General features: G+C 60.7%; 9 protein-coding genes. 1 reads left to right on the top strand and 8 read right to left on the bottom strand.

Annotated features, from left to right (window positions below):
- Positions 1–5: 5 nt before the first annotated feature.
- A complete protein-coding gene (gene uvrA / locus ACRQDJ_RS02785; protein ID WP_284896914.1) occupies positions 6–2,849 on the bottom strand; it encodes an excinuclease ABC subunit UvrA in 2,844 nt (947 codons plus the stop codon).
- Between the two features lie 72 nt (positions 2,850–2,921).
- On the opposite strand from uvrA, the gene ACRQDJ_RS02780 reads away from it, so the two are divergent.
- Positions 2,922–3,896 (top strand): bile acid:sodium symporter family protein, encoded by a 975-nt coding sequence (locus tag ACRQDJ_RS02780; RefSeq protein ID WP_284896915.1) that lies wholly within the window; start codon positions 2,922–2,924, stop codon positions 3,894–3,896.
- 93 nt (positions 3,897–3,989) lie between these two features.
- Here the strand turns inward: ACRQDJ_RS02780 and ACRQDJ_RS02775 are convergent, their stop codons facing one another.
- From ACRQDJ_RS02775 to polA, 7 genes are all read right to left on the bottom strand, one after another.
- The gene (locus ACRQDJ_RS02775; RefSeq protein WP_284890184.1) at positions 3,990–5,045 is read right to left on the bottom strand and encodes a TerC/Alx family metal homeostasis membrane protein; all 1,056 of its coding nucleotides are present in this window, start codon (positions 5,043–5,045) and stop codon (positions 3,990–3,992) included.
- Between the two features lie 266 nt (positions 5,046–5,311).
- The gene (gene uvrB / locus ACRQDJ_RS02770; protein WP_284890183.1) at positions 5,312–7,390 is read right to left on the bottom strand and encodes an excinuclease ABC subunit UvrB; all 2,079 of its coding nucleotides are present in this window, start codon (positions 7,388–7,390) and stop codon (positions 5,312–5,314) included.
- A 196-nt stretch (positions 7,391–7,586) separates the two neighbouring features.
- Positions 7,587–8,462, bottom strand: coding sequence for a D-hexose-6-phosphate mutarotase (locus ACRQDJ_RS02765; protein ID WP_284890182.1), 876 nt, complete (start codon positions 8,460–8,462; stop codon positions 7,587–7,589).
- 74 nt (positions 8,463–8,536) lie between these two features.
- Positions 8,537–9,883 carry a gluconate:H+ symporter gene (locus ACRQDJ_RS02760; protein WP_284890181.1) on the bottom strand — a complete coding sequence of 449 codons (1,347 nt, stop codon included), beginning with the start codon at positions 9,881–9,883 and terminating at the stop codon, positions 8,537–8,539.
- A 173-nt stretch (positions 9,884–10,056) separates the two neighbouring features.
- Positions 10,057–10,734, bottom strand: a complete 678-nt coding sequence (gene coaE, locus ACRQDJ_RS02755) for a dephospho-CoA kinase (RefSeq protein ID WP_284890180.1) — start codon at positions 10,732–10,734, stop codon at positions 10,057–10,059.
- 176 nt (positions 10,735–10,910) lie between these two features.
- Entirely contained in the window at positions 10,911–12,395 is a 1,485-nt protein-coding gene (gene rpsA, locus ACRQDJ_RS02750) for a 30S ribosomal protein S1 (protein WP_284890179.1), read from the bottom strand.
- Positions 12,396–12,621: 226 nt separating this feature from the next.
- Positions 12,622–15,300, bottom strand: a complete 2,679-nt coding sequence (gene polA / locus ACRQDJ_RS02745) for a DNA polymerase I (protein ID WP_087070759.1) — start codon at positions 15,298–15,300, stop codon at positions 12,622–12,624.
- Positions 15,301–15,322 lie beyond the last annotated feature (22 nt).

Genomic DNA, 15,322 nt, shown 5'->3' with positions numbered 1-15,322 from the left:
GCCGGTCACCTCCGCGTCTCCTCCAGGAGGGGGCGGAGGAATTGCCCGGTATAGGATTCGGGCACCGCGGCGATCTGTTCCGGGGTTCCGGTGGCGACGACGGTGCCCCCGCCGGCGCCACCTTCCGGCCCCATGTCAATAACCCAATCCGCGCATTTAATGACATCGAGATTGTGCTCGATAACAATAACGGTATTGCCTTTATCCACGAGGGATTGCAGCACCAGGAGAAGCTTGCGAATATCCTCAAAATGCAGGCCCGTGGTGGGCTCATCCAGGATGTAGACAGTGCGGCCACTGGAGCGGCGGTGCAATTCCGAAGCGAGCTTGACGCGCTGAGCTTCCCCGCCGGAAAGCGTGGTGGCCGATTGCCCCAAACGCACGTAGCCCAGGCCCACCCGTTCCAGGGTGGTGAGATAGCGGGTGATATTCGTGATGGGATCGAAGAATTCCGCGGCCTCGTGAATGGTCATATTAAGAACTTCAGAGACGTTCTTCCCGCGGTACTTCACTTCCAGGGTTTCCCGGTTGTAACGGGTGCCGTGGCAGACCTCGCAGGGCACATACACATCGGGAAGGAAGTTCATCTCAATTTTCACGGTGCCATCGCCCTTGCAGGCTTCGCAGCGACCGCCCTTAACGTTAAAGGAGAAGCGCCCCGGGCCGTAGCCGCGCACCTTCGCCTCCTGGGTTTGGGCGAAGAGCTGACGCACTTTATCCCATACCCCGGTGTAAGTGGCCGGATTCGAGCGCGGGGTGCGCCCGATGGGTGACTGATCCACGTGCACGACCTTATCGAGCTCCGCGGCCCCGGTGACCTCCCGGTGGCGCCCCGGCACCGTGTGGGCACCGTTGAGCTGGTTCGCTAGGGAACGATAGAGGATCTGATTGACGAGGGTGGATTTCCCGGAGCCGGACACCCCGGTTACCGCGATAAAGGTAGAGAGCGGGAAAGACACCTCCACATTTTTGAGGTTATTTTCCCGGGCGCCCCGCACCGTGATTTTCCGCTGCGGATCAGCAGTGCGCCGCTGCTGCGGCGTCGTTATGGCACGTTTCCCGGATAGATAGGCACCGGTCACGGATTCTTCGCAAGTACTCAAGCCCGCAACGTCTCCGGCGTAGACAACGTGCCCCCCGAATTCTCCCGCACCCGGACCGATATCAATAACGTAATCGGCGGTGCGAATCGTTTCTTCATCGTGCTCGACGACGATAAGGGTATTCCCCAGGTCGCGGAGCTTGACGAGGGTGCCAATGAGTTTTTCGTTATCGCGCTGGTGGAGGCCGATAGAAGGTTCGTCAAGCACATAAAGCACGCCCACCAGGCCGGAGCCGATCTGGGTGGCCAGGCGAATACGCTGGGCTTCCCCGCCCGAAAGCGTGGAGGCGCCCCGCGCCAGGGTGAGGTAGGACAGCCCCACATCCACGAGGAATCCCATTCGTACCTGGATTTCGCGCAGTACCTGCGCGGCGATCTGGGCTTGGCGCGCATCGAGTTCCACGGAGTCGAGGAAGGCTTTGGCATCGTCGATGGCGAGGGAGCACAGCTCGAAAATATTGAGGTTTCCGATGCGCACCGCCAGCACATCCGGCTTGAGGCGGGCGCCGTGGCAGCCCGAGCAGGCAATTTCCCGCATATAGCCTTCGTAGCGTTCCTTCGACCAGCTGGATTCGGTTTCCCCGTGCTTGCGTTTGACGTAGCCGAGGACTCCCTCGAAGCCGGTGGCATAGGTTTTTTCCCGGCCCCAGCGATTGCGGTATTTGACGGTCACCTTGTAGTTATTGCCTTCCAGCAGGGCCTTCCGCGCTTTCTTGGGCAGGTCCTGCCAGGGGGTATCCACATCGAAACCGAGCTCCTCCCCCAGGGCTTCCATCTGGCGGGTGAAGAAATCCTGGTGGCTCGTCCACGGAGCAATGGCGCCCTCCCGGAGAGTTTTCTCCGGATGCGGGACCACGAGGTCCGGATCCACTTCCAGGGTGGAGCCCAGGCCATCGCAAGCCGGGCAGGCCCCGTAGGGGGCGTTAAAAGAGAAGGTGCGCGGTTCGATTTCTTCCAGGGCGAGGGCGTGCCCGTTCGGGCAGGAGCGGTGCTCGGAAAAACGCCGGGAGCGTTCTTCGCCTTCGGCCGCGTCCACGAATTCCACCACCATGAGCCCGGAGGAGAGCCCGAGGGCCTGTTCTACCGAATCGGTGAGGCGACTGGTGATGCCTTCGCGCACCACTAGGCGATCAACAACGACGTCAATATTGTGGCGCAGTTTCTTATCGAGGCTGGGCGGGTTATCCAGGCGGATATCTTCGCTATCGACCCGGGCGCGGGTGTAGCCGGCCTGGGCGAGATCCGTAAACACATCCGCGTATTCGCCCTTGCGGTCACGCACCACCGGGGCGAGAATCTGGAAACGGGTACCTTCCGGGTAGGTGAGGAGGGTATCCACGATTTGCTGGGCGCTTTGGGCGGTGATTTTCGCGCCGCATTCCGGGCAGTACTGCACCCCGGCCCGCGCGTAGAGCAAACGCAGGTAGTCATAGACTTCCGTAACCGTGCCCACCGTGGAGCGCGGGTTACGGTTGGTGGATTTCTGATCGATGGATACCGCCGGGGAGAGCCCCTCGATAAGGTCCACATCCGGTTTATCCATCTGGCCGAGGAACATGCGAGCGTAGGAGCTCAGCGATTCCACGTAGCGGCGCTGCCCTTCGGCAAAAATGGTGTCAAAAGCCAGGGAGGATTTACCGGAGCCCGAAAGCCCGGTAAAGACAACAAGTTGATCGCGGGGAATATCCACCGTGATATTACGGAGGTTATTTTCCCGCGCGCCCTGGACATGGATAACATCACTCACCCGGCCAAGCTTACACGGTTGAACACAGGTTCGATAACCGGATGGTGCAATGTTCACGCTAGGCTGGTTCCCATGGCACGTAACCGAGCACGTCTTCTCCGCTACCGGCCCGATCCCCTGGTGGCCGGCATTATCCTCGCGATGATCGCCGGGCTTCTTATTCCGGCGCCCACTGCGGTCCGGGCGCACCTGGGTACGGTTTCCGACCTGGCGGTGGCCTGCGTTTTCCTGGTGTACGGGATGCGGCTGCGCACCCGGGATGTGCTCGCTGGGCTGCGCAATATTAAACTCCAGGGCCTGGTATTCCTGTGCACCTACGTCGTTTTCCCACTTCTCGGTTTCGCCCTCGGGCACCTGGTGGCACCTTTCCTGGGCCCGGCATTCGCCCTCGGTTTCCTCTACCTGGCGCTACTGCCTTCTACCATCCAATCTTCGGTCACGATGGTGTCCATTGCCCGTGGGAATGTGGCCGCTGCCGTCACTTCCGCTACCGTGTCCAATATTGCCGGGATTTTCCTCACCCCGCTGCTCGTGCTGCTTTTCCTACACGTGGAGGGAGCTTCGGCCGGATCTATTAATTCGGTGCTCCTCAAGCTGCTCCTGCCCTTTATTATCGGGCAGTGCCTCCAGCCCTGGGTTGGCACCTGGTTCCGGGCTCACCCGCGGCTAGTGCGCACGGTGGATAACACCTCGATTATCCTTATCGTGCTCTCTTCCGTGCTCAATGCCACCGCGGAAGGTGCCTGGGCGGGGGTGACGCTCTGGACGATCCTCGGCCTGCTCGCCCTGTGCTGCGTACTGCTAGCCGCCATGCTTTCGATTACCTGGTGGCTCGGGGGTCTGGCGCGGATGACCGTGGAGGATCGCATCGTGGTGCTCATGTGCGGTTCGAAGAAATCATTGGCAACGGGGCTCCCGATGGCCAAGGCACTATTCTCCCCGGCCACGGTCGCCCCGCTGTCAGTTCCGGTGGTTATTTTCCACCAGTTACAAATTTTTGTGTGCGCGATTCTGGCTCGCCGCCTGGCGCGGCGCAGCGCCGATTAGTGCGGCGCCACAGCAATGAGCCCGGTTCCACGCCGATGACCCCGCTAGTCTGGCTGGTGCCTGACGCGCCTCGTGCTACCGGCACGCACCACCTTAGTTAGCGCCGCCGCCAGCTGCGCCGTCGTCGTCGTTCTTCTCCTTACGCGCGAGAGAACGCGAGCGAAGCAGGGACGCCACCACCGTCACCACAATAATGACCACGATGACGAGCAGCGAGCTCAGCGGCGTGAACTCGAAGAAACCGGTGGCAATATCGTAATGGTGCAGGGCTTCGAAAATGAGTTTGAAGCCGATGAAGGCGAGGATTGCGGCCAGGCCGAAGTGCAGGTAAACGAGGCGTTCGAGCAGGCCGTCGACCAGGAAGAACATCTGGCGCAGGCCCATGAGCGCGAAGGCGTTTGCCGCGAAAATAATGAAGGGTTCGGTGGTGAAACCGAAGGAGGCCGGGATGGAATCGAGGGCGAACATGAGGTCGATCCCGCCGATGGCGATAATGCACAGCAGTAGCGGGGTGATATAACGCTTGCCGCCGCGCTTCACGATGTAGTGGTCGCCGTGGTAATCCTCGGCCACCGGGAGGGTGCGGCGCGCCAGGCGCACGAAGAAGTTATCGGCTTCTTCGCCCGTCGGTTCGCTTTCCGAGAGCCCCTCTTTGACCTGCGAGAATGCGGTCCACAGCAGGAAGGCACCGAAGAGGAAGAAGGACCAGGCCAGGGATTCCACAATAACTTTGCCCAGCACGATGAAAATAAAGCGCAGGCACAGCGCAATAACAATGCCCCAGAACAGCACTTTTTGCTGGAGGGCACGGGGAACCGCGAAGGAGCCCATAATAATAATGAAGACGAAGATATTATCGACGGAAAGTGAATATTCCACGCCCCAGACGCTGAAGAATTGCAATCCGAAGGTATCTCCGTGGCGCCACCACAGGTATCCGCCCAGGCAGACGGCCAAGAAAATATAGAACAGCAGGAAACCGGCCGATTCTTTCATGCTGGGTTCGTGCGGTTTGCGCACATGGGACAGCAGATCAAAGGCGAAAATACCGATAACGACGACGAAAAGCAGAATCCACTCGGCCACATGGACCGACATCTGCTCGGGCGTGCTCGTGAACGGCAGCACACCCGTGGCGTATGAAAGCATAAATACCCTCCGGATGGAATGACCGGAGGTCTCTCCCCACCCGCCGGGCGCACGGCCGCGGCAGGTCTCCGATCCGGACGACCCGGGTGGGTCTCGTGCTGACGAATCGGTGGTTGATGGGAATACTCCCCTCCACGAGTGCACACTTTACACGATGGGGAGCGGCGCCGAGCCGCGTTTCATATGTGGTTTGCGTACCGTGCGTGGTGCGCGCTTGCGGGCGCACGGCTCGCGTGTGCCTCCGGTGCCGCTCCCGTGCAGCCGTTTTATTTTTGGGCCTGCTGGGAATGCCACAGCTCGCTTTTCAGATCCTTGATTTCATCGCGGTAGCGCGCCGCGAGCTCAAATTGGAGCTGTTCGGCGGCCGCGTGCATCTGCGCGGTGAGCTCGGTAATGAGTTCGCGCAGCTCTTTCCCGCCCTGCGCGCGGGCGATTTCCGCTTCCGAAGCGCGGGCCCGGGCATGCGCGGGTTCCTGGCGATACCCGCCGGCGAGCAGCTGTTCGGTATCCACATCCTCGCGGGCCAGCATATCGGTCACATCCGCGATGCGTTTGCGCAGCGGCTGCGGATCAATACCGTGTTCCCGGTTGTAGGCGAGCTGCTTCTCCCGGCGCCGATTCGTTTCATCAATAGCCTGCTGCATATTCGGAGTGATGCTATCCCCGTACATATGCACTTCCCCGGAAACATTACGGGCCGCACGCCCGATGGTCTGAATAAGCGAGGTGGTGGAACGCAAAAAGCCCTGCTTATCGGCGTCGAGAATCGCCACGAGCGATACTTCCGGAAGATCCAGGCCCTCGCGCAGCAGGTTAATACCCACGAGCACATCGAATTTCCCGAGCCGCAGCTCCCGCAGCAGCTCCACGCGGCGCAGGGTATCCACATCCGAATGCAGGTACTCGACCCGCACCCCGCGATCCGCCAGGTACGCGGTGAGATCCTCAGCCATTTTCTTCGTCAGCGTGGTGACGAGGACCCGCTCATCGCGTTCGGCCCGCAGCCGCACTTCTTCGAGCAGATCATCGATCTGCCCTTCGGTGGGCTTGACTTTAATAAGGGGATCCACCAAACCGGTGGGTCGAATAATTTGTTCGACGACGCCGTCCGCTTGGCCAAGTTCATATTTGCCAGGCGTCGCGGATAGGTACACGGTTTGGCCGATGCGGTCGAGGAATTCCTCCCATTTGAGGGGGCGGTTATCCATGGCGGAGGGCAGCCGGAAGCCGTATTCCACCAGGGTGCGCTTACGGGACATATCCCCTTCGTACATGGCCCCAATCTGGGGAACAGTCACGTGGGATTCATCGAGGATAAGGAGGAAATCGTCGGGGAAATAATCGAGGAGGGTATTCGGGGCGGTACCCGGGCCACGCCCGTCAATATGCCGCGAATAGTTTTCAATACCGGAAGTTGTTCCAATATTGCGCATCATCTCAATATCGTAGCTGGTGCGCATTTCCAGGCGTTGCGCCTCGAGAAGCTTATTATGGGCGCGCAGATACTCCAGGCGTTCGGCAAGTTCTTCCTCAATGGAGCGGATAGCGCGTTCCATGCGTTCGGGGCCGGCCACATAGTGGGAGGCCGGGAACACATGCGCGGTATCGGTGCGTTGGATAACATTCCCGGTGAGCGGGTGGAGGAGGGAAATTCCATCAATCTCATCACCGAAGAATTCAATGCGGATAGCCAGCTCTTCGTACACCGGGATAATCTCCACGGTATCGCCCCGCACTCGGAAGGTGCCGCGGGTGAAAGCAATATCGTTACGGGTGTATTGCATGGACACGAAGGTGCGGAGCAGCTCATCGCGGTCCAGTTGCTGGCCCACGTGGAGTTGCACCATGCGATCAACATATTCCTGCGGGGTGCCCAGGCCGTAAATGCAGGAAACGGATGCCACCACCACGGTGTCCCGCCGGGTAAGGAGCGAATTGGTAGCCGAATGGCGCAGGCGCTCTACCTCATCGTTAATGGAGGAATCTTTTTCGATAAAGGTATCGGTTTGGGGAACGTAGGCTTCCGGCTGGTAGTAATCGTAATAGGAAACAAAGTATTCCACCGCGTTATTGGGCATGAGTTCGCGGAATTCTGCCGCCATTTGCGCGGCCAGGGTTTTATTTGGCTCCATAATGAGGGTGGGGCGCTGCACCTGTTCGATAAGCCAGGCGGTGGTGGCGGATTTTCCGGTACCGGTGGCTCCCAGTAGCACCACGTCCTTTTCGCCGTCGTTAATGCGGCGGGTGAGTTCGGCAATCGCGGCGGGCTGATCACCCGAGGGGCGGTACTCGGAAATCACTTCAAAAGGCTTATCGCTGCGCACAATCTCAGAATCAAGAGCCATAGTGGCGAGCTTACTAGCCCGGTCCCGGATTGGGGTATGAAATACGCCAGTGGCCGGATAACGGCCCGAAGAATTCGGGACGGTATCCGGCCACTGGGCGCCGTCGTCGTAACAAACGACTATCGGTTGCGTTCAACTACGTTTTCTCGCTGCTGGGCGAACGTAGCAACCGAGAAAACTGAGCCGCCGGGACAACTTAGCCGAGCTGCTCAACCGTGGCGTGCAGGGTGAGCGTGGCGCTCTCCCCCGGCGCGAGCTGCGGGGCGCCTTCGCGCACCCGGGTCGCTTCCACGCACACAAAATGCTTCCAGGCATCATCGGGCATATCCGCATTCGCGGCCGAGCCCTTCGTGCCCGGGTTCCACACCACGGACTTATCGGATTCTTCCGAGCTCAGGGTGATCTTACGGTTCCCGCCCGCGTCCACGAGCACAATATCGCCCGCGAAGGGGTAGAAACGATCCACGGTCTGGCCTTCGAGTGCCTCAAAGGGCCCGGCCGGCAGCTGCGCATTATCGGCGAGGCGATCAATACCGCCCTCTTCGATACCTTCGATGCGAAGCGCCTGGGCATCCACCGCCCAGTAGGCGTGGAGAGCCAGCTCCGGGGCAATGTTTTCCGTGCCGGTATTGGTCGCGCTCAGCCGTACCCAGAAATCGCTGCCCAGGTGCACGGTGTAGGCGAGCTGGAGGGAATCGCCCAGCTCTCCGCCCAGGGCGCTGCCCGCGAGGGTGAAGGTCGCTTCCACCGCGGTGGAATCCCCACTCACGGATTCGAGGGTCCAATCCTGGATGCGGGCCCAGCCGTGCAGGCCGTTATCCGACGGGCCGAACCACGGGGCTACCACCGGGATACCACCCCGGATAGGAGTGCCCTGCGTGAGGCCGGATAGTTCGCTCATGTAGAGGACGTCCTCGAAGCCAGCCGGTTTCCAGGAGGCAACGTGGGCGCCGTAGGGGAAAACGGTACCAGATACGGTATCGGTGTTAATCTCCAGCGCGCTCAGGTCCCCACGGGTGACGAGGCTGACGCCGGCGATATTCTGCTCGGCAAAGGGAATGCTCTGCGTCATGTGTACTCCTTGTTTTTCTTTATGTGTGCGATGCGGGCGACCATACCGGCCGCCCGCATCTTCTTGCTCATGCCTTAGCCGAAGAACGGCGAGAGGCACATTACGTACGCCAGTGAGACCAGCGAACCGGAGGCGAGCAGGCCGCCCCACGTCTTCAGGGTGTCCTTGATGGACAGATCGAAGTATTCCTTGAAGAGCCAGAAGGACGCGTCATTAATATGCGTCATGAAGTTGGAGCCCGCGGCGGTGGCGAGCACGAGGAGCGTGGGATCCACGCCCGCCTGCATCACGCCGGTCGCCGGGTCCATAACAGCCGCACCAATAATGGAGGCGGCGGTCATCGCGGACACCACGCCCTGGCCGGTGGCCAGGCGGATAAGAACGGTAATGAACCACGCCATGATGTAGGGCGAAACCGCGCCCGCGCTCATGAAGCCGCCGATGTAATCGCCGATACCGGAGTCGATAACAACCTGCTTGAAGGCGCCACCGGCACCGATAATCATGACAACGCCGGCAATAATGGAGACGGCCTTATTGAACTTGTCCATAACCCATTCGCCCTTGTGCCCGCGCTGAATACCGAAGAGCAGCATGGCGAGCACCAGCGCCACGGACATGGCCACCGGGGAGGAGCCGAAGAAGTTGAGCCACTGGCCCAGCGTCGATTCCTTATCCACCCAAATATTAGCGATGGTCACCGAGATCATAATGATGGCCGGGCTGAGCGGCACGATGAGGGAAACGAAGAACGAGGGCGGATTGACCGCGGCTTCCTTATCGTTTTCATCACCGGACATGAACTTCGGCACCGGGCGCTCGAGGTTGCCGAGCACCTTGGGCAGCAGCACGCCACCCACGATGACCCAGAGGATAGCCATGGGAATACCGAGGAGGTACACCATGCCGGCATCCGCGTGGTACTGGTCAATGAGCGCAACCGGACCGGGCTGCGGCGGGAAGATGGAGTGAGCAACCGTGGTGGCGCAGACGGCCGGAATGGCCAGGCGCAGCCACGGCACCTTTGCTTCCTGAGCAATAGAAATAACGAGCGGAGCAATCATGAGGAAGGCAACTTCGTAGAACATCGCCAGGCCGAAAATAAGACCGATGATAATGACGGCGATGCGCACGAAGCGCAGTCCGAAGCGGCGGATGAGCCCCGATGCCAGCACGTGAGACGCACCGGAGTCCACCATGAGGCGGCCGATAACTGCACCGAAAACAACGATAATGGCGAGCGAACCCAGCGTAGAACCAAAACCGGTGGTGACGGTCTTGAGAGTTTCCATCGGGCCCATGCCGTTACAGAGCGCCACCACCACGGCGGCGAGCAACAGCGCGAGCATCGAATTCACCTTGAACACGATGTTGAGCACGAGCATCAACGCAATGCCCACGAGCAGCCAAACAATTGGCATAGCTTTTTAACCTCTCAAATTTTAGGCCCCATCGCCGCGCATCGTTGCTTCGTGGCGACGAGACGTACCATATAGCGAAACGGTCATTTCACTATCTGTAAATGGTACTCCCTCTTACGCTGAGAGTAAACACGGTGCCGGTCACCTTTTTACTTGCGTTTCTCTTGATTCTTTTACGACGACGCCGGCGCCTGCGGCGCCGCCAGCCAGCTCTCCGCACACTGGGTAACAAGGTTCTCCAGCTCCGCGCGGCTTCCCGCATTCCAGATCCAAATATGGGCCAGGGCGCGGCGGGCCTCATCATCTACCTGGTTGCGCATCCGGGCTTGGGCATCGGCCCGGGTCATCCCCCGGCCCCGCAGGTGCTCAATTCGTTGTTCTTCCGGGGCCGCCACAATAATGACGCAATCGACTTCGCGATCAGCGCGGGTTTCTACCAGGAGCGGCACATCGTAGACCGCCAGTTGGCCAGGGGCGGCACTGGCGAGGATATCCCGGGCCCGCGCGATGATGGCGGGATGGGTGAGGGCTTCGAGCCGGTGGCGGGCGACCGGGTTAGTGAAGATATGTGCGGCGAGGGCCGCCCGGTTGAGGGCGCCGTCGTCGTTTAAAATATCGGGACCGAATGCGGCAGCGAGTTGCGCGAGAACAGGACTACCCGGGGCGGTGATTTCCCGAGCGAGGGCGTCGGCGTCGGCGATGATCGCGCCGCGTTTGCGCAGGACCTGGGTGACAGTGGATTTGCCGGCGCCGATGCCGCCGGATACCGCGACCCGCAGGGCGCGGCCGCGCGGGTGGGTGAAGGGGCGCAGCAGTTGTGCGCTGGCTCCCCCGATTGTTAGTGCGTTCACCGTTTCAGCTTAACAATGCGCCCGGGAGAAAGAAAACGCCGCCGGCGCTCCCCCGAAGAGGTACGCCGGCGGCGGTACAAGGTGTTGACTCGCGGTAGCGTGCTGCTATGGGCTATAGCCTGGACGTTCCCCTGCTACGCGCGGCAGTCTAGCTGCTACCCGCGGAAACGCGAACCTTAGTTGTTGGTCAGCTTCTCACGCAGAGCGGCGAGAGCTTCATCAGCATCCGAGTCAAGCGAGCCGCTCGGTTCGGAGGTGGAGCTGTAGCTGGCCGGGATATCCGCGGCCGGTTCGGCAGCGGCAGCAGCCTGGGCACCGGCGGCAGCATCGGCTTCGAGCGCGGCAGCAACCTGGGCCTTGTGCGCTTCCCAACGGGCCTGGGCCTGGGCGTATTCATTCTCCCATGCCTCGCGCTGAGCTTCGTAGCCCTCGAGCCATTCGTTCGATTCGGGATCGAAGCCTTCGGGGTACTTGTAATTGCCGTTTTCGTCGTAATCAGCGGCCATGCCGTAGAGCGAGGGATCGAAGTCCTGGGAGTTCGGATCCACGCCTTCGTTCGCCTGCTTGAGGGAGAGCGAGATGCGGCGGCGGTCCAGATCGATATCGATGACCTTGACGAAGACGTCGTCGCCCACCTTGACAACCTCTTCCGGGGTGTCGATGTGGCGGGAAGCCAGCTCGGAAATGTGGACGAGACCTTCGATGCCGTCCTCCACGCGCACGAAAGCGCCGAAGGGAACGAGCTTGGTCACGCGACCCGGAACGATCTGGCCGATCGCGTGGGTGCGGGCGAAGGACTGCCAGGGATCTTCCTGGGTGGCCTTGAGGGAGAGCGAGACACGCTCGCGGTCCATATCAACATCGAGAACTTCGACGGTGACGGGCTGGCCAACTTCGACAACCTCGGACGGGTGGTCGATGTGCTTCCAGGACAGTTCGGAAACGTGAACGAGGCCGTCCACACCGCCGAGGTCCACGAAGGCACCGAAGTTGACGATGGAGGAGACGAAACCTTCGCGCACCTGGCCCTTCTGGAGCTGGTGCAGGAATTCGCCACGGGCCTGGGACTGGGATGCTTCCAGCCAAGCGCGGCGGGAAAGAACCACGTTATTGCGGTTCTTATCAAGTTCGATGATCTTCGCTTCGAGTTCGCGGCCAATGTAGGGCTGCAGATCGCGCACGCGGCGCATTTCAACGAGCGAAGCGGGCAGGAAGCCACGCAGCCCGATATCAACAATCAGGCCGCCCTTGACGACTTCGATGACGGTACCGGTCACGACACCATCAGCTTCCTTGATCTTCTCAATTTCAGCCCAGGCGCGTTCGTACTGCGCACGCTTCTTCGAGAGGAGGAGACGACCTTCCTTGTCTTCCTTCTGGAGGACGAGGGCTTCTACCTGGTCGCCAATTTCCACGACGTCATCGGGATTGACATCGTGCTTGATCGAAAGTTCCTTGGAGGGAATAACACCCTCGGTTTTGTAGCCAATGTCGAGCAACACTTCGTCATGGTCGACCTTGACAACGGTTCCTTCGACGAGGTCACCATCGTTAAAGTACTTGATCGTCTTATCGACGGCGGCAATAAGTTCTTCCTCGGAGCCGATATCGTTGACGGCAATCTCGGGGAGAGTCGAAGACTCGGGGGTGGTATTAGTCATTAACTGATAACTTCCGGACACTATTGTGAATATTTGCTTGGGACCGATGGATATCGGCCAGTGTGGCGGGTGCTCACACCAGTTCTCCATACTACGCGGAAAAGCTTGGCTAGTGCAAGGTATCCGGGCTGGAATCGGAGTGGCGTGAGCCCCGTTTTAGTGGGCTGTTGCGGGCGGTTCTCGTGAGTCCGTTGCGGGCTGCTCGTGTGAACCGATGTGGAGCGTTTTAGTGTGCTGCCTCACGCCAATTGGGGCCGTATCCCACCCCGACGGAGAGCGGGACCCGTAACTGGGCTGCCCCGGCCATTTCCCGGCGCACAATTTCCTCCGCGGCCTCGTGCTCGCCGGGTGCTACTTCCAGCACCAGTTCGTCATGAACCTGGAGGAGAACCCGGCTGCGCAACCCGGCTTCCCGCAGGGCTTCCACCACGGCAACCATGGCGATCTTGATAATATCCGCGGCGCTGCCCTGGATAGGCGCGTTGAGGGCCATCCGCTCGGATGCTTCGCGCAGCTGGCGGTTCGTGGAGCGCAGTTCCGGCAGGTAGCGCCGCCGCCCCAGCAGGGTCTGGGTATAGCCATCCTCGCGGGCTCTCACCACGAGGGAATCGAGGTAATCACGCACTTTCCCGAAGCGCGCAAAATAGCTGTCCATGAGCTCTTGGGCGTCGTGGGCGGAAATATGGAGCTGGCGGGAAAGCCCGTAGGCAGAGAGCCCGTAGGCCAGCCCGTAGCTCATCGCTTTAATGCGAGAGCGCTGCTGGCTGCTCACCTCGCTTTCGGGAATCCCGAACACGAGGGACGCCACCGAGGAATGCAGGTCTTCGCCTTCATTAAAGGCGGTGATAAGCGCTTCATCACCGGAAAGCGAGGCCATAATCCGCATTTCAATCTGGGAATAATCCGCGGTCATGAGCGCCGCATAGCCCTCCGAGGGGATAAAGGCGGAGCGGATTTGGAGTCCTTCGGCGGTGCGTGCGTGAATATTTTGGAGATTCGGATCCGTGGAGGAGAGCCGCCCGGTTGCGGCCACCGCCTGTTGGTAGGTGGTGTGGATTTTTCCATCCGCTCGGGTATTGCGCTGCAAGCCTTCTACGGATTGCCGCAATTTAATGGCGTCACGATGCTCGAGAAGCGCCCCGAGGAATTGGGTTCCGGCCACCGCCTTATCATCTTCCCGGGGTGCGATGCGCACGGCAAGATCAGCCAGCGCCTCCGCATTCGTGGTGTACCCGGATCTGGTTTTCCGGGTGGTGGGCAAGCCCAATTCGTCGAACAGCACCCCCTGGAGCTGCTTGGGGCTGGAGAGATTCACCTTGTGGCCAATGGCATCATAGGCGAGCCGCGCCGCGGCTTCCACCCGCCCGTCGAAATCCTTCCGGAGTTTTTCGAGGTAGGGAGCATCCACCGCAATCCCGGTGTCCTCCATGCGCGCGAGGGTGCGCGCCACATCCATTTCCAGATCAAGTAGAGCGCCGTCTTCCCCGCGCTGCGTCAATTCCCCGAGCAATTTCTCGGAAAGCGGGCCGAGGAGGGCAGCGCGTGCCGCCAGGGGATCAGCCTGCCCATCCAACCCGGGCAGCACTCCCCCGTCCCCCAGATCAACGCCGAGGTGGCGCAGCGCCAGGTCACCGAGGTCATAGCTGCGCTGATCGGGATAGAGAAGGTAGGCACACAGCACGGTATCCCGTACGACGCCGCGCAATTCGGCACCCTGCCCGCGTACCCGATGCCAGGCTTCTTTGGCGCCGTGCACCACTTTCGGGGCATCCGATTCCAGCCAGGCCCGCACCTGGGCGGTATCCTCCTCGTTCATGGTGTGCGTATCGAGAAGCAGGGCCGCGTGGGGCGTGCCAATCGCCATTGCCTCCACGCGCCCCGCACCCGGGCTGGCCGGCCCGGCAATGTCGAGGCCAAAGAACGGGGCGTCAGCGTGCTCGTCAAGCCACGCACGTACCCCGGAGGTGGTGATCTCCAGGCCGGCGAGGGTGAATCCGGCCGGCGCATCGGATTCAGGTGCGCCGTCGCGCGACGGTAATTCGCTGAGGACACGCCCGCGTAAGGTATCGAAATCGAGGGTGTCGAAGAGTTCGTGCAGTGCTTCCCGCTCCACTCCGCGCGGGCGGAATTCCTCGAGGTTCTCCCCGATGGGAAGGTCACGCACGAGGGTGTTGAGGGAGCGATTTTGGCGGACCTGGTCCAGGTGCTCGCGCAGGGAGGCCCCCACTTTTCCGCCGATGTCGTCAGCGTGGGCGAGGATGGAGTCGAGGTCACCGTAGTTCGCGAGCCATTTCGCCGCGGTTTTCGGGCCGACCCCGGGCACGCCGGGAATATTATCGGCACCCTCCCCCACGAGTGCTGCCAGGTCAGCGTAGCGCTCCGGGCGCACTCCGGTTTTCTTTTCGATACCTGCCGGGTCGAGGACCTGCATGGTCGAGCGCGGCATGGGATACAGCACGGTGGTGTGCTCATCAACGAGCTGGTAGGAGTCTTTATCACCGGAAGCGATATACACATCCGCGCCGTGTTCTACCGCCCGGCGTGAGAGGGTGGCGATAATATCGTCGGCTTCGTAATCTTCGTAGGTGAGCCAGCTGATTCCGCAAACATCAAGGACGCTTTTAATAACATCGATTTGCCCGGCGAATTCCACCGGGGTGGGGGCCCGGCCCGCTTTGTAATCGGGATAGACGCGGGTGCGGAAAGTTCCTCCCGGCAGGTCAAAGGCCACGGCAATGTAATCGGGGTGGTAGTCGCCAATGATTTTCAAGAGGGTGGAAAGGAACCCGTAAACGGCGTTGGTGTACTGCCCGCGATCGGTGAGGAAGTTCTCCGCCCGCAGGGCGTAGAAGGCACGGAACGCCATAGAATGGCCATCAACAAGAAGGAATTTTTCGTCACTCACCCCTCTAGCCTACGCGAGATAG

It is taken from the genome of Actinotignum urematis (genome assembly GCF_051264595.1).
Taxonomy (GTDB): Bacteria; Actinomycetota; Actinomycetes; order Actinomycetales; family Actinomycetaceae; genus Actinotignum; species Actinotignum timonense_A.
The sequence above is the reverse complement of the archived record's forward strand: the minus strand, read 5'-3'. Positions and strand labels throughout refer to the sequence as shown.